Annotated in this window: 21 protein-coding genes; 10 read left to right on the forward strand and 11 right to left on the reverse strand. The window is 65.9% G+C overall.

What is annotated here, in order from left to right:
- Positions 1 to 35: 35 nt before the first annotated feature.
- On the reverse strand, positions 36 to 1,088 hold the full coding sequence (locus A5651_RS23210; protein ID WP_066986728.1) for a polyprenyl synthetase family protein: 1,053 nt from the start codon (positions 1,086 to 1,088) through the stop codon (positions 36 to 38).
- Positions 1,088 to 1,771: a hypothetical protein gene (locus tag A5651_RS23215; protein ID WP_082943937.1), complete on the reverse strand. Its 684-nt coding sequence runs from the start codon at positions 1,769 to 1,771 to the stop codon at positions 1,088 to 1,090. The genes A5651_RS23210 and A5651_RS23215 overlap by 1 nt, the downstream gene beginning before the upstream one ends.
- 82 nt (positions 1,772 to 1,853) lie before the next feature.
- Between A5651_RS23215 and A5651_RS23220 the strand changes: the two genes are divergently transcribed.
- Genes A5651_RS23220 through A5651_RS23235 form a run of 4 tightly spaced genes read left to right on the forward strand, consistent with a single transcriptional unit; the run spans position 1,854 to position 9,059 of the window.
- Positions 1,854 to 3,323, forward strand: coding sequence for a hypothetical protein (locus A5651_RS23220; RefSeq protein ID WP_156663133.1), 1,470 nt, complete (start codon positions 1,854 to 1,856; stop codon positions 3,321 to 3,323).
- Positions 3,320 to 3,829, forward strand: coding sequence for a hypothetical protein (locus tag A5651_RS23225; protein ID WP_066986734.1), 510 nt, complete (start codon positions 3,320 to 3,322; stop codon positions 3,827 to 3,829). The genes A5651_RS23220 and A5651_RS23225 overlap by 4 nt, the downstream gene beginning before the upstream one ends.
- Entirely contained in the window at positions 3,826 to 7,011 is a 3,186-nt protein-coding gene (locus tag A5651_RS23230; protein WP_066986737.1) for an adenylate/guanylate cyclase domain-containing protein, read from the forward strand. Before A5651_RS23225 ends, A5651_RS23230 begins: the two co-directional genes overlap by 4 nt.
- Positions 7,008 to 9,059: an FAD-dependent oxidoreductase gene (locus tag A5651_RS23235; protein ID WP_066986740.1), complete on the forward strand. Its 2,052-nt coding sequence runs from the start codon at positions 7,008 to 7,010 to the stop codon at positions 9,057 to 9,059. The genes A5651_RS23230 and A5651_RS23235 overlap by 4 nt, the downstream gene beginning before the upstream one ends.
- On the opposite strand, the gene A5651_RS23240 is transcribed toward A5651_RS23235, so the two are convergent.
- A complete protein-coding gene (locus tag A5651_RS23240; RefSeq protein WP_066986742.1) occupies positions 9,060 to 9,614 on the reverse strand; it encodes a CGNR zinc finger domain-containing protein in 555 nt (184 codons plus the stop codon).
- 76 nt (positions 9,615 to 9,690) lie between these two features.
- Here A5651_RS23240 and A5651_RS23245 point away from each other — a divergent pair, with 76 nt between their 5' ends.
- The 4 genes from A5651_RS23245 to A5651_RS23260 all read left to right on the forward strand — a co-directional run bounded on the left by A5651_RS23245 (position 9,691) and on the right by A5651_RS23260 (position 12,800).
- Positions 9,691 to 10,695, forward strand: coding sequence for a DMT family transporter (locus A5651_RS23245; RefSeq protein ID WP_066986745.1), 1,005 nt, complete (start codon positions 9,691 to 9,693; stop codon positions 10,693 to 10,695).
- A gap of 32 nt (positions 10,696 to 10,727) precedes the next feature.
- Positions 10,728 to 11,390: a cutinase family protein gene (locus A5651_RS23250; protein ID WP_156663135.1), complete on the forward strand. Its 663-nt coding sequence runs from the start codon at positions 10,728 to 10,730 to the stop codon at positions 11,388 to 11,390.
- A 3-nt stretch (positions 11,391 to 11,393) separates the two neighbouring features.
- Positions 11,394 to 12,038, forward strand: a complete 645-nt coding sequence (locus tag A5651_RS23255; RefSeq protein ID WP_066986748.1) for a cutinase family protein — start codon at positions 11,394 to 11,396, stop codon at positions 12,036 to 12,038.
- A gap of 90 nt (positions 12,039 to 12,128) precedes the next feature.
- Positions 12,129 to 12,800 carry a cutinase family protein gene (locus A5651_RS23260; protein ID WP_066987011.1) on the forward strand — a complete coding sequence of 224 codons (672 nt, stop codon included), beginning with the start codon at positions 12,129 to 12,131 and terminating at the stop codon, positions 12,798 to 12,800.
- 20 nt (positions 12,801 to 12,820) lie between these two features.
- On the opposite strand, the gene truA is transcribed toward A5651_RS23260, so the two are convergent.
- From truA to infA, 8 genes are all read right to left on the reverse strand, one after another.
- Positions 12,821 to 13,747, reverse strand: a complete 927-nt coding sequence (gene truA, locus A5651_RS23265) for a tRNA pseudouridine(38-40) synthase TruA (RefSeq protein WP_082943938.1) — start codon at positions 13,745 to 13,747, stop codon at positions 12,821 to 12,823.
- On the reverse strand, positions 13,728 to 14,357 hold the full coding sequence (gene rplQ, locus A5651_RS23270; RefSeq protein WP_066986754.1) for a 50S ribosomal protein L17: 630 nt from the start codon (positions 14,355 to 14,357) through the stop codon (positions 13,728 to 13,730). The genes truA and rplQ overlap by 20 nt, the downstream gene beginning before the upstream one ends.
- A gap of 84 nt (positions 14,358 to 14,441) precedes the next feature.
- A complete protein-coding gene (locus tag A5651_RS23275) occupies positions 14,442 to 15,494 on the reverse strand; it encodes a DNA-directed RNA polymerase subunit alpha (RefSeq protein WP_066986757.1) in 1,053 nt (350 codons plus the stop codon).
- A gap of 100 nt (positions 15,495 to 15,594) precedes the next feature.
- Positions 15,595 to 16,200 carry a 30S ribosomal protein S4 gene (rpsD, locus tag A5651_RS23280; RefSeq protein WP_066986759.1) on the reverse strand — a complete coding sequence of 202 codons (606 nt, stop codon included), beginning with the start codon at positions 16,198 to 16,200 and terminating at the stop codon, positions 15,595 to 15,597.
- Positions 16,201 to 16,215: 15 nt separating this feature from the next.
- The gene (gene rpsK / locus A5651_RS23285; RefSeq protein ID WP_066986761.1) at positions 16,216 to 16,632 is read right to left on the reverse strand and encodes a 30S ribosomal protein S11; all 417 of its coding nucleotides are present in this window, start codon (positions 16,630 to 16,632) and stop codon (positions 16,216 to 16,218) included.
- 6 nt (positions 16,633 to 16,638) lie between these two features.
- Complete coding sequence (rpsM, locus tag A5651_RS23290; RefSeq protein WP_066986764.1) at positions 16,639 to 17,013, reverse strand: 30S ribosomal protein S13; 375 nt, start codon at positions 17,011 to 17,013, stop codon at positions 16,639 to 16,641.
- 178 nt (positions 17,014 to 17,191) lie between these two features.
- Positions 17,192 to 17,305, reverse strand: a complete 114-nt coding sequence (gene rpmJ / locus A5651_RS25095) for a 50S ribosomal protein L36 (RefSeq protein WP_003879483.1) — start codon at positions 17,303 to 17,305, stop codon at positions 17,192 to 17,194.
- A gap of 30 nt (positions 17,306 to 17,335) precedes the next feature.
- A complete protein-coding gene (gene infA / locus A5651_RS23300) occupies positions 17,336 to 17,557 on the reverse strand; it encodes a translation initiation factor IF-1 (protein WP_003418601.1) in 222 nt (73 codons plus the stop codon).
- A 317-nt stretch (positions 17,558 to 17,874) separates the two neighbouring features.
- Between infA and A5651_RS23305 the strand changes: the two genes are divergently transcribed.
- The gene (locus tag A5651_RS23305; RefSeq protein WP_066986770.1) at positions 17,875 to 19,575 is read left to right on the forward strand and encodes an FAD-dependent oxidoreductase; all 1,701 of its coding nucleotides are present in this window, start codon (positions 17,875 to 17,877) and stop codon (positions 19,573 to 19,575) included.
- A gap of 4 nt (positions 19,576 to 19,579) precedes the next feature.
- Positions 19,580 to 21,067, forward strand: coding sequence for an ATP-binding protein (locus A5651_RS23310; protein ID WP_066986773.1), 1,488 nt, complete (start codon positions 19,580 to 19,582; stop codon positions 21,065 to 21,067).
- The last annotated feature ends 11 nt before the right edge of the window (positions 21,068 to 21,078 follow it).

The raw sequence follows: 21,078 nt of genomic DNA on the forward strand, positions 1-21,078 counted from the left end.
GGAGAGGTGGTCCCGTCACGAATTTTTCGTGACGTCTACCGCCACCTGGCCCAGACATACGGCACCAGCGACCGGAGAAAGTCCAGGTCGGGGCCGGGTTCGGCGTCGGCGAAAGCCTCCGCGAAGTATTCCTCCGCCACCAGCAGAATGCCCTCGGCGTACTCGCCGGCGAAGGTGATGCTGCCGTAATCGTCCATCAGGGCGCGGACCCGGGCGACGAGGTCGGGCGACCGCTCGCCGCGCGTCCGGCCCAAATAGTCGCGCACCAGCACCGCATCGGCGCCCTCGGCGTTGTTCAGCAGGTGCATGAGCGGCAGCGTCCGCTTGCCTTCGTAGAGATCGCCGAGGATCTCCTTGCCGTAAGTCCGCTCATTGCCGACCAGGTTGAGCAGGTCATCACGGATCTGGAACGCCGCACCGAAGTGAAACCCGAAGCGCACCAACGGCGCCGGATCGCACGCGCCGTTCGAACCGACGATCGCGCCGACCCGCAGCGGGTGAATCGTCGTGTACCAACACGTCTTGTGCATGATCAGCTCGAGATAGTTGGACGGTCCGAGGCCCTCGACCTCGTCGAGTTGCCAGCCTGCTTCTGTCGCTTGACCTTCCAACGTGCGCAGCGCCATCATGTCGAACTCGGCCCACACGCGGTCGGCGATGTCCTGATCGAACCGCCGGGTGGCCCGCCGCAGCACCTGCCCGGCGATCACCGCCAGGCCGTCGCCGGCATTGAGCGCCGCCGCAGTTCCATGAGTTGCTGACAACGTCGGTCTACCCCTGCGCATTTCGCTGCCGTCGGCGACGTCGTCGTGCACGAGAAAGGCGTTGTGCATCATCTCGATCGCCACGGCGACGCCCAGCAGGTCCTCGGTCTCGCCGCCGAAAGCACGACCGGTCGCCAGGCAGAGCGCCGGCCGCAGCGCCTTACCCGGACGCGAGGGATACTCCCGCATCGGCGCATACAGCCAGCGAGCAGGTTCGCCGTCGGGGATGGCGTCGAGCATCGCCCGTCGGACGATCTTGGCCACCTGCCGCAGTCGATCCTCCACACCCGCGATCGGATCGGCCCGATCTGCAGTGTCGGTCATCAGAGGGCTTCCCGGACCGTGACGATCACCGGAATCGCCAAATCGGGAAACCCTTCCGCCAGCAGCGTTCCGCAGTACCGGGCGGGCGGAACTTCTTGGTCGACAAGCACTTTCACCGATACCCCGCGACTCGACCTGCCGGGCATCGGTACGGCCTGCGGGTCGAACGTGATGGCCGCCGCGCTGATCACGTGGCCGTCGTGGGCAAGCAGCTCGCTGCACCGCAGCCGGATATCGCCGAGATTGCCCAGTCCCCTGTTGTGCAACCAGACCTCGCCCCTGGCGCAACCGGGAGACACCGACTCCAGCTCGAGAGTTCCTTGCGCTTGCACCTTTTCGAGATCGATGGTTGCCGGGCCGTCGCGTTGCTCGTCGACTAAGCGCGTCGAGCCGCGCAGGAACTGATCAGTCAGCGATAGCCAGGACTGCAGCAGCGGTTCGATCACCGCGGGCCCAGGGCTTTCCTTGCCGTCGGGCGCATTGACGGAATGTTTCTTGGAGTGATCCGTACCGTTGCTGGACGGTGTGGCTATACGGATGAAGCGATCAACCAGTTCGCTTGCCGCACGGAAACCTTCGGCCTGGATCGCCGTCAACCGGCGAACGTTCGCTTCGGGATCCAGCAGCGAGGCGAAGAACATGTCGGCGAAGTTGCCGTTATCACCAGTTTCGCGTTCTGGCACGGGTTCCTCCTACACCGACTAAAGACCTGCTGACGTCGATTTATGACGGTATGCTATGCGCAATTCCGCGGCAGGAGGGGAAATGACCTCAAGGGTCGAGTCGCAAATGTCTGCGCCGCTGTCGATGTTGAGTCTCTTCGGCTCACTCGACCTGGCGGTCTCCCAAGCCATCGAGTCCGGCGACGCGGTTACGGCGACCATCATCGAGCAATATCTGCCCGGCGCGATCGAAAATCGCGGTTGGTCCGAACAACTCTACGACCTGTTTCTGCCAGGACAGCAACGTTCGACCGACGTAGGTTTCAACGTCAACGTGGCGCTACGGGATCTCGTGGAGTACGACAAGACCCATGCCGTCAGCGAGTTGACGATTCCCGATCTGGCCAACCTGGTCTATGTCATCGGCGCGCTCAAACACATTCCCGCCATCGCCGACGTTGAAGCCAACACCCCGGTCATGTCGGAAGCCCTCGCGCTCGCCGTGCCCCCGGAAGGCTTGAACGACGAGGAGCGCGTATCCCGCGCGTTGACCTTCCTCAACGGCGATCTGACCGAAAGCTTCACCGGGTGGCAATCGTGGGCCGGCTTCATAAAGAAAGCGGCCGACGACGGCTACGTCCTCGACCTGGTGTCGAAGGTGCCTCAATGTCGCACGTCGGTGGTCACCGTCAACGGACTGACATGCGTCGTCATCGACGCTGACATCGAGTCGGACACACTGACGTTCGACAACGTGATTGCCGTCGTCGATCCCCGTAACTGGCCGAAGGCCTATCCCGGCTTCTTCTGTGGAATGAAGAACTACACCGCCAGGACGCCGCCCGACGGTTGGTACAACATCGTCGAGACAGCCGGACTCTGCAAAGTCATCGGCGGATACAAGCTGGTCCAGCGCCTGAGATTCCTCAAGTCTGACCTACTCAGAGGAGACGCCCGCCTCGATTACGACCTTGCCGAGAACCAAGAGGGCGACGGCTGCACCAAGAAGGTCCTTGTCGACCGCGGGTTTGTGAACGTGAGCTGCACCCGTTCCGACGGTGAGACCAGCAAGCCCGGTGTTCGGATGCAGACCCGCAAGGTCGCCCACGTCACCGATATCAGCCCATACGCGCAGGCGTTCTTACTCTGCAAGATGGGCTACGGGTGGGCGGCGGTGCAGCTCTTCTTCGGGCCCGCGCGCAAACCCCCGCCGGGCTACGTCGGGTGGAAGGAGCCCCCCTGGATGCAGCAACCGAATACTCTGCCGCAGCCGCCGACGGGCGCCTCGGGCGCCACGGGAAAGACCCCCACTCAGGCCGGCGGCAACGCCCCGTCGACCGGTAAACCACAAGTCGCCACCAAGACGGCGAAGGCGTTGGCCGATGTCGCCAACTACCTGACTTCGACCAATCTCGAGATCACCAAGAAGTGGTTGGCCGGCCAGCTCAGCTTTGGCGACCTGGCGAAATATGGCCAGGAGGTCGGCGGACGCCTAGCCAGCGAACCGTGGAAGTGGCTGGCTGACATCACCACCGATACCTCGTCCGGGGGCTCGGGTGGAGGCACGCCGTGACTCAGCCCCCTGCGCCGAACGAGACCTTCGAGAAGTTCTCCAAACAGCTGAAAGAGCACATCGACAAGGCCTTCCAGATGGGCGTCGACGCCGCCAAACGCGCCGACGACGACGATTTCGGGATCGATGCGCGCATCACCGTGGCGCACGACTTCGTCGACCTCGAAGTCAAGGGGCACGCCGAGCTTCTCAAGACGCTCATCGCCGGCCCGTGGTGCACTCCGGGCGGGACTCAGGATTCCCAGACAATCAAGATCCCGGCGGCGGCGTTCAACCGCGAAGTCGCAATCGGCTCGGATTTCCAACGGGTGGGCTGGCCGACCGTGGTCATCGAAGCCGCAAAGTTGACAGTGACGCCCGCGGTCCTGCCCGCGGGGGCGACGGACATCACCATCACACTGCTCGACCTCAACTACATCGGCGCCAATTACCGCGGAAAGGTGAAACTGAAGAAGGCCGCGGCCGCCGATCCGCCCGAAGAAATCCTCGTGACAGCGGGGCTGTGAACGACTCGCAACATCCGCCGGCAGTCGATGAGCTTCTCGATCGCGCGGTACAGGCGATCAACAGTGGGGACCGCGCCACCGCCGATGCACTCGCCGAGCAGGTGCTGGCCGTCGATGACACCAATGCCGACGCCGAGGAGTTGCTTGCAGCACCTCAGGAGAGCGGCGAAATTCGCAGGCTGACAATACTTTTCGCTGATCTCGTTGACTCCACCGCGCTATCCACCCGCATCGAGCCCGAGGTGTACCGCACCGTCGTCGGCAACTACAAGCAGCTCGTGCGCACGATCGTCGACCGCTACGAGGGACACATCGGCTCGACGAAGGGCGACGGTCTGCTGGCGGTCTTCGGCCACCCGCGCGCCCACGAGAACGACGGACAACGCGCCGTGCTGGCCGGGCTCGACATCACCCGCGAAGTGTCTGTGCTCAGCGGCAAGGTGCGGCAGCGCTTCGGCTTCGACATCGACGTCCGGGTGGGCGTGCACCGCGGCGTGGTCTACCTCGACACCGAGCAGGACGACGTATACGGCCTCGGGGCCAACCTCGCCGCCCGCATGTGCAGTCTCGCCGCGCCTGGCAGCGTCGCCGTCTCAGCCACGATCGCCCACATCGTGGGTGACTATTTCGAGCTCAACAGTCTGCCCGCCCGGCCCGTCAAGGGCGTCGAAGGCGAGATCGACCACTATCGCGTCATCGCCGAACGCGACAGCGGAGAGATCTCGCGTGGACCGCTCATCGGGCGCGAGGAGGAGATCCGCTATCTCGAGGACGTCTGGGCGCAGGCAGAACGCGGCGCGCTGACGACTCCCGGCGTGGTGTTCCGGGGCGAGGCCGGTATCGGCAAGAGCCGGTTGGCCGGCGCGGCGATCGAGATGGCCGAACGCTCGCACGCGATCATCCTCGGCTTGTTCGGCTCGCCCTTCCACACCGACATCGGGTTGCGCCCGGTCCGAAGGATGATCGAGCGGCACTGCGGCATCGACCGGGACACCGAGCCCGTCGATCGGCTCCGGCGCCTGGAGAACGAAGTGACGGTGCGCGGCATGGATCCCACCGAGACGGTGCCCTTGCTCGCACCGGTGCTCGGAATCTCTCAGCGGGTCGGGTATCAACCCGCAAAAGCGGAGGGGCCCAAGCTCTTCGGCCAGATCAACGCTGCCGTGCGGGCGTATCTGGCGGCCTGTTTCGGCGAGAGCCCGGGCCTGCTGCTCGTTGACGACATGCACTGGTTCGACGAGGACACCGTCGAACTCATCGCCTCGCTGCTCGACACGCGCCCGGGCAAGCTCCTGGTCGTCGTCACGGCCCGGGAATTGGACCCGGTCCCTCCTGGCGCCCGGGTCTTCGACCTCAGACCGCTCAGTGACGACCAGGCCGACCGGCTGATCGCGGCGCTGGGTCCCGAACTGCACTCCGACGCCCGCACCGCGGTGCGGGCGCGATGCGACGGCATCCCGCTCTACATCGAAGAGGTCGTCACGAAACTCAAGGAGCAGCCGTCGGATGCGGCCGAAGGCGGCGGCGTGCCCGACACCATCTACGAGGCACTCTTCGCCCGTCTCCGATCCAGCGAGAACGCCGTGCGCATCGTCGAGGCGGCGGCCATCTGCGGTGGTCGCTTCGACCGCAATCTGCTGGTGACCGCCTCGGAGATCGACGAGGACAGCGTCGAGCAGGTGATCGCCGAACTCGTCAAGGGCCGCGTCTTCGTCGCGCTGGACGAGAAGAGTTTTCGCTTTCGCCACGAACTCCTGCGTGAGCTCGCCGCGGAGCTGCCCCCACCCAGCCTGCGACGGCGGCTGCACAGCCGAATCGCCGACGCGCTGGCGTCACCGCAGGCGCCCGGCAACCCCGACTGGCCGCTGATCGCCACGCATTACCACGAGGCCGGGCGGTTCGACGACGCCGTCTGGGCCTACCAACGGGCCTCCGCGGACGCCCGCCGGCGCGGTGCCCTCGCCGAAGCGCGCAGCCACCTCAACCGGGCGATCGAACACGTCGAGCGCATCCCCGCCGGTCGATCCCGCGACAAGCGCGAAGTCGCCGTGCGGCTCGAGCGCGGCTTCCTTGCCTCGGCGGCGCAGGGGCACACCAGTCCCGAGGCGCTCGCCGAATTCGAACGGTGTCTCGAGCTGATCGACGGCGAGCCGGGCCCCGCGCTGTACGCGACGTTCAACGCCCTCTGGTTCCACTACTCCTCGCGTGGCGACCTGCGTCGCGGGCAGAAGCTCGTCGAATCCATGAAGCGACGTCCCCTCGGGGCCGCTGATGCGACCAGCGCCGTCAGCGAAGCAGCGCTTGGCGTACTGGCCGCATTCCGTGGCGAATTGGATGTCGCCCGTCGCACGTTCGAGGCGGCCGCCACCGCGCTCGAGACCACCGGCACACCGGAGGTACAAACCTGGTATTCACCCAACGACCCGATTGCAGGCATGTATTCGTTCCTGGCGCTGACCCGGTTCCTGCAAGGCGATCCCGGCGGCGCCGCGGCCGCGCTGACGATTCTCGAAAAGCGTTGCCAGACACTGGAATTCCCGCGCGGCCCCTCGAGTCTGTGCTACGGCCGTGCGCTTGAATCCTGGATACACATCGAAGCCAACCAGTTGGACCGCGCGGCCGACATCGTCGACGAGCTCCGAACACGCAGCGAGCAGGACGGATTCGGCGAATGGGTGATGATCGCGACCAGCAACCAGGCCGTCATCGACAGCAAGCGGGCTCTGGCCGCCGGTGACCGCGACGCCTTGGCGGCCCAGATCCAGGCGCTGACGTCGGTGACCCGGTTGTGGCGTGCTCTCGAGTTGCGGACATGGCTGGCGTTCTACGACGCAGCGCTGGTGCGGGCCCTCATCGGGTCGGGCGATCTGGATGCCGCACATGCGCACGTAAGGCTCTCGCTGCGGATGGCCGATGAAACCGACATCCATTTCTATGACGCCGAACTGATCCGGTTGCGTGCCCAGACCTCCGCTGACCCCGCCGAGCAGAAGGCGGATCTGCTCACCGCGATCGCCCTAGCCCGCCGTCAGGGTGCCCGGTTGTTCGAATTACGGTCAGCCACCGACTATTTCGAGCTCGCCGGCGAATCGGCGCGACAACAATTGGCCGAGGTGACCGACCGCTTGTCGGACTCCGCAGGCTGGCCGGAGCTGGCGCACGCACGAGCGCTGCTCGGGTGAGCCGTTCCAAATCCCGCATCGCCATTTTGGGTGGCGGCGTGGCGGGCCTCGCCGCTGCGTGGCGGCTCAGCGAACCCGGCTGGCAAGACCGCTTCGAGTCGATCACCGTCTACCAACGCGGTTTCCGGCTCGGCGGCAAGGGGGCGTCCAGCCGTGGTGAGCATGGCCGTATCGAAGAGCACGGTCTGCATGTCTGGCTGGGGTCCTACGAGAACGCGTTCGCGCTGCTGCGCGATTGTTATGCCCAACTCGACCGGACGACAACCGATCCCGAGTCGCCGATCCGCACCTGGGATCAGGCGCTGGTCCCGGCCGACAATCTGGGATTGGCGGATCGGTGGGGCAGCGACTGGCTGGTGTGGCCGGGGCGGCTCTCGCGCACAGACGGGCTGCCCGGTGATCCGGACGCCTCCGGCCGGGAGCTGACAGTCGTCGACTTCCTCCGCCGCGCCATGCAGCTGCTGCTGGACTTCGCCGAATCGGTGGACTCCGCAACCGAACTCGGTCTGGTCCTCACAACCTCGCCCGACCCACCGCGCGCCTCGATAGAAGCGGTACAGACCGCGACGCTCGCGGCCGCCGCAGCACTGGCCACCCAGGCGCCGGCCGACGACGTCGTCGCGCTCGTCGACCAGGTCCTCGACGTCGTCAACGACGTGCTCGACGGCGAACAGGCCCCCGATCAGCGACGCTCGTGGTTGTTGTTGTCGATGGTCACCGCAACTGCGCGGGGGCTGATCGCCGACGGACTGGTGTCCGATCCGCGGGGCTTCCGCGCGCTCAACGACGAAGACTTCTGCGACTGGATCAGCCGCCACCGCGCCCATCCCGATGTCGCGCAGTTCCCGTTGGTGCGCGCGATGTACGACATGGTGTTCGGATATACCGACGGGGACCCGGGTCGCCCGGCCTTCGGCGCCGGGGTGGCAATCTTTCTGACCGGAGTGATCCTGTTCGGCTACAAGGGCGCGTTCTTCTGGAAGATGACCGCGGGGATGGGCGATGTCGTCATCGCTCCCCTGTATCAGGCGCTGCGACACCGCGGAGTCGCCTTCGAGTTCTTCCACCGCGTCGACGAGCTCCATCTGGACGCCGATCGACGGGCCGTCGAAGCGATCACCATGGGCAGGCAGGTCCGGCTCGCCGACAGTATCGAGTCCTACGAACCGTTGACCCGCGTGCGTGGTCTGCCGGTGTTTCCTGACCGCCCGCTGGACGAGCAGATCGAATCCGGTGTAACCGATTCGCTCGAAACTTATTTCGGCCCCCGCCACGACGTCGAAACGCGGGTGCTGCGCCGCGGTGTCGACTTCGATCACGTCGTGTTGGCGGTGTCTTTGGGCATGATCCCGTTCGTCGCCAAGGAGCTGATCGAGGACCGGCCGGACTGGCGGGAGATGACAGCCCACGTCCGCACCGTGGCTACGCAGTCGTTCCAGATCTGGTGGCGGCCAGACGATCACGCGCTCGGCTGGCACCACCCCGGCGTCACGACGAGTGCCTACGTCCCGCCGTTCGACACCTGGGCGTCGATGCCTCAGACGCTGTGGGCCGAAGACTGGCCTGACAATGATCGACCTGCCGCAGTCGGATACTTCTGTGGCAGCCTGGAAACCACATGGCCGACAACGATGGATGCCGCCCACTACATCAGCGACTGCCACAACCGGGTACGTGCGGACGTGCTTCGGTTCCTCGACGACCACATCGGCTTGTATCTGCCGCACGCGGTGACCGAGGACGGATTCGCCTGGCACCTGGTCAGTGGGGTGAACGGTGCACGCAGTGCCGCCGCGCTGGCCACTCAGCACGTGAGCGTGAACATCGATCCCTCCGACCGGTATGTGCAGTCGGTGCCCGGATCTGACTGCTACCGCCTGCGCTGCGACGAAAGCGGTTACGACAACGTGGTTCTCGCCGGTGACTGGACCGACTGCGGCATGAATGCCGGCTGCATCGAGGCGGCGGTGATGTCCGGACTGCAAGCAGCGAACGCGCTGCTGGGCCGCAGCAGGTTCCACCGCATCCGCGGCTACTACCTGCCGTGATCAGTCTTCCTGTGCGCGCCGTTCGCGGTAGGCCGCAACATGCTGTCGGTTGCCGCAGTTGCCGGTGTCGCAGAACTTCCCGGATCGGTTGCGGGACAGATCAATAAGCACCGCCGCACAGTCGGGCGCGGCGCAGGTCTTGAGCCGTCGCAGCTCGCCGCCACGGATCAGGTCGGCCAGCGCCATCGCCATCTCGGCGCCCATGCGTTGCCACAGCGGGTCGTCGACCGACGCCAGATGAAGGTGCCATTCGGGCATTTCGGGGTGTCTGGTCAGCCACGGCTGCGCCTTGGTGTCGCTCAGCAGAGCATTCACCTGCGCGACAGCGGCCTCCTCGTCTGCGGCGGCCGCCCAGATGTCGGCCAGGCGCTCACGCAGCCGGTGAACGGCTGATAGCTCGGCGCTGTCGTGGTCGCGCCGGCCGGTCCAGCCGAAGCTGTCCAGGTAACCGTCGAGCGCTGGGAGGTCGCCCAGCTGCTCGCCGTCGACCCGATCCGAGTTGATCAACACACACGCCGCCCGCAAGGTGAGCTCGGTGTCATAAGTAAAAAGCATTTGACTCATGACCTCCCCTCCGGCTAGCGTCATGACCAAATCCGATTTTACTCATTACAAGCCTGGAGAGGCCCCGATGACAACACAGCCGAGCCATTTCCGGGTCGGGCTGCTGTTCGCCGTCGCCTCCGCGCTCAGCTTTGGAATGTCCGGCCCACTGGCCAAGGCGCTGATGGACGTCGGCTGGAGCCCCACCGGCGCCGTCACCGCACGCCTGGCCGTCGGCGCGGGCACAGTGGCGGTGTTCGCGACCGTCGTCAGACCAGGCTGGGTCCGCAATGCTGTGACCCACCGCAGGATGGTGCTCGCCTACGGCGTCGTGCCCATTGCAGGGGCCCAGCTGTGCTACTACCAAGCCGTCGCGCGGCTGTCGGTCGGCGTCGCGCTCCTGCTCGAATACACAGCCCCGGTGCTGGTGGTCGGATGGGTGTGGGCCACCACGCGGCGCAGGCCCAGCACACTGACGCTGGCCGGGGTCGCACTCGCGGTCGCCGGAATCATGTTGGTGCTCGACGTATTCGCCGGCGCGCACGTCAACGCCGCCGGCGTCGGATGGGGATTCGCCGCCGCGGTATGCGCCGCAAGCTATTTCATGCTCTCCGACGGAGTCAGCGCTAACAAGGTCGACGGCAGCCTGAACGCGACGACGCTCGCTGCGGGCGGATTGGTTGTCGGCGCGGTCGCGACCGCAGGCCTCGGCCTCGCTGGGGTCATGCCGTTGACGTTTACGGCGAAGGACACCGTCATCGCCGGGTGGGCGATGACCTGGGCCGTGCCCGTCGTCGCGCTCGGCGTGATCACCACGGCGGTCGCCTACACGCTGGGCATCCTAGGTATCGCGCGGCTGCGGCCCCGGTTCGCGTCCCTGGTCGGGCTGTCCGAGGTGATGTTCGCCATCCTGGCCGCGTGGCTGCTTCTCGGCGAGGCGATCACGCCGACGCAGGCGCTCGGTGGCGGCGTCGTCCTGGCGGGTCTGGCGCTGGCGCGCCACGGCGACCGGAGCGAGGCGGTCGAGGCCGCCACCTGGCCAGATGCCGGCGCCGTGGAACAACTGACACCCTGTCGCGAGGCAAAAAGTTAGTCCGTCTTATCCCGGTATGGAACTATGTGCGCGTGACTCTGCCACGTAGAACGGCCCGGGTGGCCGCCCTCCTCGCCACTGTTTCATCCGCGGCCGCGGGCGTTCTGGCTACCGCTCCGAGCGCCGTGGCGGTGCCCTGCCCCGACGTCGAGGTCGTCTTCGCGCGCGGCACCGGCGAGCCAGCAGGCGTCGGCCGGGTGGGCCAGGCGCTTACCGACGCGCTGGCCGCGCAGATCGCGCCGCGCACCGTCGGGTCGTACTCGGTGAACTACCCCGCCGACTATGATTTCCTCACCGCCGCTGACGGCGCCACCGATGCGACCAGCCACATCGCCGCCATGGCGCTCTCGTGCCCGTCCACCAAAATCGTGCTCGGCGGCTACTCGCAGGGCGCCGCGGTGGTGGACATGTTGGCGGGCGTCCCGCCGCTCGGCAACAAGATAGGCAGCATCGGGTCGGCGCCGCCGTTGTCGCCGACCGCCGCGGTCACGGTGGCCGCCGTCACCGTGTTCGGCAACCCGGCGGCTAAGTTTGGTCAGCCGCTGTCGTCGGTCGGCATGTTCGCCGGCCGGTCGATCGACCTGTGCAAGGACGGCGACCCGATCTGTTCTGGTGGGCGGAATCCCCTCGCCCACAGGGGTTACGAGGACGCGATGGCGCAACAGGCAGCCAGTTTCGCAGCCGGAAGGATATAGAGAATGCGCGTAGCTGAGAAAACAGCTGCCCTGCTCGTCGGAGCGGCCGCGGCCCTCACATCGTCGATCGCCTTCGCGCCGACGGCGTCTGCGGACTGCCCGGATATCGAGGTGATCTTCGCCCGTGGCACCGACGACACCGGCGGGCTCGGAACCGTTGGTGGAGCGTTCGTCAACGCGCTACGGGGCAAGGTCGGAGGCCGATCGGTCGGCTCGTATGCGGTGAACTATCCCGCGAACTACGACTTTCTGGCCGCCGCAGACGGCGCAAACGACGCCAGCGCACACGTGCAGTACATGATGGGCGCCTGCCCGAACACGCGATTGGTGCTCGGTGGCTATTCGCAGGGTGCAGCGGTGATGGATGTCATTGCCGCAGTTCCCATTCCGGCGATCGGCTTCACCAACCCGCTGCCGCCCAATGCGCCCGACTTCGTCGCGGCGATCGCGGTGTTCGGGAACCCGTCGGCGAAGCTCGGCCTTCCGTTGACGATGAGCCCGGTATGGGGCGGACTGTCGATCGACCTGTGCAACGGCGGCGACCCCATCTGCCAGACTGACGGTGAGAGCGTCGCGGCGCACAGGTCACCGAGTTACACAGGCGGATTCGTCAACACCGCCGCCGACTTCGTTGCTGGACGTGTGTAGCGCACACCTGGTCGTTCGAACGGGTGCGTCAATTCGTCGGCTAACATCGGCGAGGTGGTGCTCAGACGCGTTGAACGCAGCGGTAATCGGATACGGCGCGGCCTTGCCGTCGCGATCACATCGACTCTTGTAGCAGCAGGCCTGCTGCTCGGCCCGTCAATCGTGCCTGGTAACAACATGATTCCGGCGGCATCGGCCGCCTGTCCGCAGGTCGAGCTGGTTTTCGCCCGCGGCCGCCTCGAACCGGCCGGGCCGGGATCGATCGGCAATGCCCTGATCAGCGCGCTGCGGTCCAAGGTGAACAAGAACATCGGTATGTATGCGGTGCGTTACCCCGCCGACAACGAAATCGACATCGGCGCCAATGACATGAGCGCCCACATCCAGAACATGGCCAAGAACTGTCCCGACACCCGGCTGGTTCTCGGGGGCTATTCGCTTGGTGCCGCGGTCACCGATGTCGTGCTCGCGCTGCCATTTACGTTCTTCGGATTCACCAACCCGCTGCCCGAGGGCATGGATCAGAAGATCGCCGCGGTCTCGTTGTTCGGCAACGGCGCTGCGTGGGTGGGCCCGATCACCAACTTCAACCCGCTGTATTCCGAGCGGACCATCGAGTTGTGCCATGGAGCCGACCCGATCTGCAACCCGGCCGATCCCAACACCTGGGAGCAGAACTGGTCCCAGCATCTGGCGAAGGAATACATTGCCGCGGGCATGGTGAACCAGGCTGCAGACTTCATCGCGGCCAGGATCAACTGATCAATGTCGCCGACGCGGCACTAATCCAGTCGACGCAGGTCGCGGGTCACAGTGATGCGCGCTTCGAGTTGATCGTCGGGCGGGTAGTCGACGCCTACGAGGGTCAGCCCCTGCGGCGGCGCGGCGGCGAAATCGCTGGACCGCCGCGGCTGGGTCAATAGCTCTGCGCACCACGCCGGTTCGCGACGCCCCTCCCCCACCGCGAGCAGCGCACCGACCAGCGAGCGCACCATCGACCAGCAAAACGCGTCGGCGGTGACGTGCGCCGTGACGAGATCGCCCGATTGCATCCAGTCCAGCCGTTGAAGGTCCCTGACCGTGGTCGCCCCTTCACGGTGCCGGCAGAACGCGGCGAAGTCGTGCAGCCCCACGAGTTCGCTGGACGCCGCCGTCATCGCATCGATGTCCAGCGCGCGCGGCCATGGCGTCACGAAGCGCGCGGTCTGCGGCTCGGCGCCGTACGGCGCGGTGGTCAACCGGTACTCGTAGTGCCGGCGCAGCGCCGAGAATCGCGCGTCGAAACCCGCAGGGGCGCGGGCGATGTCGCGAACCCTGACATCGGTCGGCACGAGCCGCGCCAGCCGCCGCACCAGGGGTGCGAACTCCGTGTCACCGGGTCGGGTGGTTCGCGGGTAGGCATGCGGGATCGCCTCGACCGGTATGTCGACGTGCGCGACCTGACCCGAGGCGTGCACACCGGTGTCGGTGCGTCCAGCGGCGCGAAGCTGCACCGGCGTCCGGAACACCGTCGTCAACGCTTCCTCGAGCACCCCCGCCACCGTGCGCTGATCCGACTGCACCGCCCAGCCCGCGAATGCGGTTCCGTCGTAGGCGATATCGAGCCGAAGACGAGTCACACCACGCGAGGAGGACGAAAAATGACGAAGCCCGCCACCGGAATCGATGGCGGGCTTGTCGTTCACTTCACTAGGACTTGTCGTCGGCATCCTCGTCGGCGGCAGCCTCCTCAGCGACCTCTTCGGCAGCCTCAGCTTCCTGCGCCTCCTCGATCGCCGAATCCTCAACCTTGACGTCAGAGACCGATTCCTCGGTCGGACCCTCGGTGGCTTCGGGCTCGACAGCGGCCTGCGGCGCCGCAGCGGCCGCGACCGGCGCGGCCTTCCTCGCCGTACCCGCGCCCGAACCACTATCGCCAGCGGAGCGGCTGCGGCGGGCGCGGTTGGCCTCCGACGTCACCGTCTTCTCCCGCACCAGCTCGATGACCGCCATCGGGGCGTTGTCGCCCTGACGTGGCTCCACCTTGATGATGCGGGTGTAGCCGCCCGCGCGGTCCGCGTAGAAGGGTCCGATCTCGGCGAACAGGGTGTGCACGACATCCTTGTCCCGGATCTTCTTGAGCACCTCACGCCGATTGTGCAGCGTGCCCTTCTTGGCGTGGGTGATCAGCTTCTCCGCGTACGGACGCAGCGCCCGTGCCTTGGGCTCGGTGGTCTTGATCCGGCCATGCTCGAACAGCGATGTGGCCAGGTTGGCCAGCAGCGCCTTCTGATGCGACGACGACCCGCCGAGGCGACGGCCCTTGGTGGGCTTGGGCATTGCGACTATCTCCTAATTGGGGCCGGTCCCCGTATCAGGTAGGACCGGGACGGTCCGGGCGGGCCCGGGGTTTTATCTGCGTTCTTAGAGTTGTTCGGTTTCGGCGTAGTCCTGGTTGTCCTCGAGGTCATAGCTGGCGTCGCTGTTCCACGTGCCGGTGGCGACGTCGTAGCCGGCGACCTCGGACGGATCAAACGTGGCCGGGCTGTCCTTCAGCGACAGACCGAGTTGATGCAGCTTGATCTTCACCTCGTCGATGGACTTCTGGCCGAAGTTGCGGATGTCCAGAAGATCGGACTCCGTGCGGGCGACGAGCTCGCCCACCGTGTGCACACCCTCGCGCTTGAGGCAGTTGTACGACCGGACGGTGAGGTCCAGATCGTCGATCGGCAGGGCGAACGACGCGATGTGGTCGGCCTCAGCCGGCGACGGGCCGATCTCGATGCCCTCGGCCTCAACGTTGAGTTCGCGTGCCAGACCGAACAATTCGACCAGAGTCTTGCCCGCCGACGCCAGCGCGTCACGCGCGGTGATCGAGCTCTTGGTCTCGACATCGAGGATCAGCTTGTCGAAGTCGGTGCGCTGCTCGACGCGAGTGGCCTCCACCTTGTAGGTGACCTTCAGCACCGGCGAGTAGATGGAATCGACCGGGATACGGCCGATTTCGGCGCCCGACGCCTTGTTCTGCACGGCGGGGACGTAGCCGCGGCCGCGCTCGACCACGAGCTCGACCTCGAGCTTGCCCTTGTCGTTGAGGGTGGCGATGTGCATCTCGGGGTTGTGCACCGTCACACCGGCGGGCGGCACGATGTCACCGGCGGTGACCGCACCGGGGCCCTGCTTGCGCAGGTACATGGTGACCGGCTCGTCCTCCTCAGAGGACACGACCAGCCCCTTGAGATTCAGGATGATGTCGGTGACGTCTTCCTTGACACCGGGCACGGTGGTGAACTCGTGCAGCACGCCGTCGATGCGGATGCTGGTGATCGCTGCGCCGGGAATCGACGACAGCAGCGTGCGCCGAAGCGAATTGCCAAGCGTGTAGCCAAATCCGGGCTCCAACGGTTCGATGACGAACTGGGACCGGTTCTCGGAGATGACCTCTTCCGACAATGTGGGTCGCTGAGAAATCAGCATGGTGTTTCTTTCCTCCTTCGTGGCAACCGCTATTTGATGCCACGTATCTCCCCGGCTAAGCCGGGAACATCCCCAGCCGCCATCCGGACGGCCGGAAGCCTTACTTCGAGTAGAGCTCGACGATCAGTTGCTCGGTGAGCGGGATGTCGATCTGCGCCCGCTCGGGCAGCTGGTGCACCAGGATGCGCTGGCGCTCGCCGACCACCTGCAGCCACGCCGGGATCGGCCGGTCGCCTGCGGTCTCGCGCGCGATCTGGAACGGCAGCGTGTTCAGCGACTTCTCTCTCACGTCGATGATGTCGTACTGCGACACCCGGTAGCTCGGGATGTCGACCTTGACGCCGTTGACGGTGAAGTGGCCGTGGCTGACCAGCTGGCGGGCCATCCGACGAGTACGCGCCAGGCCGGCGCGGTACACCACGTTGTCCAGCCGGCTCTCCAGGATGCGGAGCAGATTGTCGCCGGTCTTGCCGTCCTGGCGGACCGCCTCTTCGTAGTAGCGGCGGAACTGCTTTTCCATCACGCCGTAGGTGAAGCGGGCCTTCTGCTTCTCCTGCAGCTGCTGGCGGTATTCGCTTTCCTTGATCCGCGCGCGGCCGTGCTGGCCGGGCGGGTAGGGCCGCTTCTCGAAGGCCTGGTCGCCGCCGACGAGGTCGACGCCGAGGCGGCGCGACTTGCGGGTTGCGGGTCCGGTGTAACGAGCCATGTCTGTCTATCCCTCCTAGACCCGGCGCCGCTTGGGCGGACGGCAGCCGTTGTGCGGCTGCGGGGTGACGTCGGAAATCGCGCCGACCTCGAGGCCGGCGGCCTGCAGCGACCGGATCGCGGTCTCGCGGCCCGAGCCGGGGCCCTTGACGAACACGTCGACCTTCTTCACGCCGTGCTCCTGCGCCTTGCGGGCGGCGTTCTCGGCGGCCAGCTGCGCGGCGAACGGCGTCGACTTACGCGATCCCTTGAAGCCGACATGGCCCGAGGATGCCCAGGCGATGACGTTGCCCTGCGGATCGGTGATCGACACGATCGTGTTGTTGAACGTGCTCTTGATGTGGGCGGCGCCGTGCGGGACGTTCTTCTTTTCCCTGCGGCGGGTCTTCTGACCCTTCTTCGGTGAGGCTGCGCCCTTTTTGGCTGGTGGCATCGGCGGTTACCTGGCCTTCTTCTTGCCGGCGATGGTGCGCTTGGGGCCCTTGCGGGTACGCGCGTTGGTCTTGGTCCTCTGGCCGCGCACCGGCAGGCCACGGCGATGCCGAATGCCCTGGTAGCAGCCGATCTCGATCTTGCGGCGGATATCGGCCTGCACCTCGCGGCGCAGATCGCCCTCCACCTTGAGGTTGCCCTCGATGTAGTCGCGCAGCTGGGTCACCTGATCGTCGGTCAGGTCCTTGGTGCGCAGGTCCCGGCTGATGCCGGTGGCGTCCAGGATCTCCTGGGAGCGGGTACGGCCGATGCCGTAGATGTAGGTCAGCGCAATCTCCATGCGCTTGTCGCGCGGGAGGTCGACGCCCACTAGACGTGCCACAGTGGTGTGTTCCTTCTTCGTTGCGGAGGTCTGGTCCCAGTCCGCCCCGACCTCGTCGGGGTCCGGCCTCCGTACCGGACGTATGCGAGCGGCGCTGATTCGTCTTTTTGGCGCTTGGCGCCGGGCAGCTCAGTGGTACTGGGATTTCGTCATTAAGTTGTCGATGCCGGGGCTTGAATCAGCCCTGACGCTGCTTGTGTCGCGGATCTGAGCAGATCACCATGACCCGCCCATGCCGGCGGATCACCCTGCACTTATCGCAAATGGGCTTGACGCTCGGGTTCACCTTCACGGCTTCGTCGATCCTTCTGGGTCAGTGTGTCTACTTGTACCGATAAACGATGCGGCCCCGGGACAGGTCGTAGGGAGAAAGCTCCACCACCACCCGGTCCTCGGGCAGGATGCGGATGTAGTGCTGCCGCATCTTGCCGCTGATGTGGGCGAGCACCTTGTGTCCGTTCTCCAGCTCAATGCGAAACATCGCATTGGGCAGGGGTTCGACCACCCGGCCCTCGACCTCGATGGCACCGTCTTTCTTGGCCATTGTGTTTCGGAGATCCTCCGTGTCCTTGTCTGGCGCCTTCCCGCCGCGAGCGGCGGATACTGCTCCCGCCGCGAGCGGCGGATACTGCTCCCGCCGCGAGCGGCGAGTACTACTTGAGCGCAGAATTCGCTCCGACTGCAAAACGTGGGCCGGTAGCTAGAAATTCCAGAACTGGGGCACGCAAGAGCCGGCGCGGATGCCGCACCGTTGGTCCATATTACCTGCTGGAGCGTCTGGCCCAAAATCGCCGAACGACCCCGTCACAGGCGCCGACTTAGCCACCATAACCGCTGGACATCGGGCGCATACTGAGCGTGATGACCGGCCCAACCCCCCAGCCACGCAAACCCGTGATCCTCACCGTCGACGACGACCCCGCTGTCTCGCGTGCCGTCGCCCGCGACCTGCGTCGTCACTACGGCGAGAACTACCGCATCGTGCGTGCCGAAAGCGGACCCGACGCCCTCGAGACGATCAACCAGTTGAAGCTGCGGGGCGAGACCGTCGCAGTGTTGGTCGCCGACTACCGGATGCCGCACATGAGCGGCATCGAATTCCTCGAAGAGGCGATGGACGTCTTCCCGATGGCCCGCCGCGTGCTGCTCACCGCCTACGCCGACACGCACGCTGCGATCGACGCGATCAACGTCGTCGACCTCGACCACTACCTGCTCAAGCCTTGGGACCCGCCCCAGGAGAAGCTCTACCCGGTCATCGACGCGCTGCTCGAGGCGTGGCGCGAGACCGGCGACCGCGCGATCCCGCACACCAAGGTGATCGGCCACCGCTGGAGCGAGCGGTCCTGGCAGGTGCGCCAATTCCTCGCTCGCAACCAGCATTCGTTCCGCTCATTCATGGCCGACGAACAGAAGGGCAAGCAGCTTCTCGACGCGGCCGGCCTCGATGAGTACCGGCTTCCCGTGGTGATCACCGAGCAGGGCGAGACGCTTGTCCAGCCCTCCGATGCGGAGCTGGCGGCGATGCTCGGGCTGTCGACCAATCCTGCGCTGGAGCTCTACGACTTGGCCGTCATCGGTGGCGGACCCGCGGGCCTGGCCGCCGCGGTGTACGGCGCATCCGAGGGCCTGAAGACGGTCCTGATCGAGGAAACGACGACCGGTGGGCAAGCCGGGCGCAGCTCGAAGATCGAGAACTATCTCGGGTTCCCTCGCGGGGTCTCGGGCGCTGAGCTGACCACGTCCGCGCGGTTGCAGGCCGAGCGCTTCGGCGCCGAAGTCATCACCACGCGCAAGGCGGTCCGGCTGCACGCCGACGACAGCGGTTCGGCGCGCACGATCGAGTTCGAAGACGGCGGCAGCATCGCGGCCCAGGCGGTCATCCTCGCCACCGGCGTCGCCTACCGCCAGCTCCGCAACGTCCCCGGCTGTTGGGATGACCCCAGCGAAGACGCGTGCAACTACATCGGCCGCGGCGTCTTCTACGGCGCCTCAGTCTCGCAGACGTCGGAATGCGAGAACGAGGACGTCTACATCGTCGGCGGCGCCAACTCGGCCGGCCAGGCCGCGATCTTCATGTCGGAGAAGGCGAAGTCGGTGACGCTGCTCGTCCGCGGGTCATCGCTGGCCGCGTCGATGTCGCACTATCTGGTGGAACGCATCGAGAAGAACCCGAAGATCTTCGTGCGCACCTGCACCGAGGTTGTCGACACCGTCGGAGAGGACGGCCATCTCGCCGGCCTGGTGCTGCTCGACAAGCAGACGGGTGCCACCGAGCGGGTCAACTGCGACCGGATGTGCTGCTTCATCGGCGCCGAGCCGCGCACCGATTGGCTCGACCTCGTCGCCAAGGACGACCACGGGTTCATCCTCTCCGGACCGGATGTGAGCAAAGTCGCCGGCTGGACGCTGGACCGTCCCCCTCACCATCTGGAAACAAGCGTGCCCGGTGTGTTTGTTGCAGGAGACGTGCGCTCCGAATCCGCCAAACGTGTGGCGGCCGCCGTCGGCGAAGGGTCGATGGCAGTGATGTTGGTGCACCGGTACCTGGCGGAGGCTTAGGAATATGGGCGAAACGTGCCTGCCCGACGAACTGAGGACGCTGTTCCTGTTCGAGAAGCTGTCCGATGAGCAGCTGCAGACGCTGTGCGAGAACGGGCATATCGCGACGTTCGAGCCCGGCCCGGTCGTCGTCGAGGGCGAGCCGGCCACCTGCCTCTATGTCCTGCTCGACGGTGAGCTGGTGATGTCCAAGCGTTCCGGCGGGGTCGACATCGAAACCAACCGCACGTCGCAGCGGGGCGTGTACTGCGGGGCTTGGTCGGCTTATATCCCCGACGAGGAACAGATTTATCAAGCGTCGGTACGGGTGACGAAGCCGTCGCGGTTCTTCGTTCTCGACGCCGAGGCGTTCGCACGGTTCATGCGGACCGAGTTCCCGATGGCCGTGCACCTGCTCGAGGGCCACATGGTCGGCGGGCGGCGGCAGAGCCAGATCATCGGTCAGCGCCAGAAACTGCTCGCGCTGGGCACCATCACCGCGGGGCTGACCCACCAGCTCAACAATCCCGCCGCGGCTGCCGCGCGGGCAGTGGCTGATCTGCGCGAGGGCGTCGGAAAGATGCGCCACAAGCTCGCGATGCTGGCCGACGGCAAGTTCACCCCGGAAGCGCTGCGGATGCTGGTGAGCATCCAGGATGAAGTCGCCGAGCAGGTGGCCAAGTCGAAGGCCAAGGAACTGTCCGCGCTTGAGACCTCTGACCGCGAAGAACAAATCGGCGACTGGTTGGAAGATCACGGCATCGTCGGCGCCTGGGACTACGCGCCGACGTTCGTGGAGGCGGGCCTGGACGTCGACTGGCTGGAACGCGTCGAGGCCTCCATTGATGCGGTCGACTGCTCGGCGACGCTGCAGAGCGCCCTCGGCTGGCTGAAATACACCATCGACACCGAACTGCGGATGAACGAGATCGCCGACGCCAGCGAGCGCATTTCGGGCCTGCTCGCCAGCGCCAAGAAGTACTCACAGATGGACCGGGCCGAGTACCAGGTGGTCAACGTCCACGAACTGCTGTACAGCACGCTCAAGACGCTCTTCGGCGACAAGGTCGGTCCCGACAAACCCGTCCAGCTGGTCAAGGACTGGGACAAGTCGATACCAGAAATCGCTTGCTACCCACGCGGTTTGAACGAGGTATGGGACGTCATCATCAACAACGCCATCCAGGCGATGGGCGGCAAGGGCACGCTGACGATCCGAACGGCGCGCCAGGGCAGCGACATGATCCGCGTCGAGATCGGCGACGACGGTCCAGGCATCCCCGAAGACATCGTCGACCGGATCTTCACCGCGTTCTTCACGACGAAACCCTTCGGCGAGGGCGACGGCCTCGGCCTCGATCTGGCCCGCCGGATCGTCGTCGAGAAGCACCAGGGCGACATCCGCGTCGAGTCCCGCCCTGGCGACACGCGCTTCATCATCCTGTTGCCGCTGGTGGCACCGGCACCGCTGGACGCGACGCCGAATGAACTCGCCGAGGCGGGCACGGAATAGCCTCCGCCACG

This window comes from Mycobacterium sp. 1274761.0 (genome assembly GCF_001668615.1).
In the GTDB taxonomy this organism is placed as follows: Bacteria; Actinomycetota; Actinomycetes; order Mycobacteriales; family Mycobacteriaceae; genus Mycobacterium.

Coding starts and splice junctions, on each gene's coding strand:
- A5651_RS23210 (WP_066986728.1), bottom strand. CDS start 1,088: ATGACCGACACTGCAGATCGGGCCGATCCGATCGCGGGTGTGGAGGAT.
- A5651_RS23220 (WP_156663133.1), top strand. CDS start 1,854: ATGACCTCAAGGGTCGAGTCGCAAATGTCTGCGCCGCTGTCGATGTTG.
- A5651_RS23240 (WP_066986742.1), bottom strand. CDS start 9,614: ATGCTTTTTACTTATGACACCGAGCTCACCTTGCGGGCGGCGTGTGTG.
- A5651_RS23245 (WP_066986745.1), top strand. CDS start 9,691: ATGACAACACAGCCGAGCCATTTCCGGGTCGGGCTGCTGTTCGCCGTC.
- A5651_RS23255 (WP_066986748.1), top strand. CDS start 11,394: ATGCGCGTAGCTGAGAAAACAGCTGCCCTGCTCGTCGGAGCGGCCGCG.
- truA (WP_082943938.1), bottom strand. CDS start 13,747: ATGCCGACGACAAGTCCTAGTGAAGTGAACGACAAGCCCGCCATCGAT.
- rplQ (WP_066986754.1), bottom strand. CDS start 14,357: ATGCCCAAGCCCACCAAGGGCCGTCGCCTCGGCGGGTCGTCGTCGCAT.
- A5651_RS23275 (WP_066986757.1), bottom strand. CDS start 15,494: ATGCTGATTTCTCAGCGACCCACATTGTCGGAAGAGGTCATCTCCGAG.
- rpsD (WP_066986759.1), bottom strand. CDS start 16,200: ATGGCTCGTTACACCGGACCCGCAACCCGCAAGTCGCGCCGCCTCGGC.
- rpsK (WP_066986761.1), bottom strand. CDS start 16,632: ATGCCACCAGCCAAAAAGGGCGCAGCCTCACCGAAGAAGGGTCAGAAG.
- infA (WP_003418601.1), bottom strand. CDS start 17,557: ATGGCCAAGAAAGACGGTGCCATCGAGGTCGAGGGCCGGGTGGTCGAA.
- A5651_RS23305 (WP_066986770.1), top strand. CDS start 17,875: ATGACCGGCCCAACCCCCCAGCCACGCAAACCCGTGATCCTCACCGTC.
- A5651_RS23310 (WP_066986773.1), top strand. CDS start 19,580: ATGGGCGAAACGTGCCTGCCCGACGAACTGAGGACGCTGTTCCTGTTC.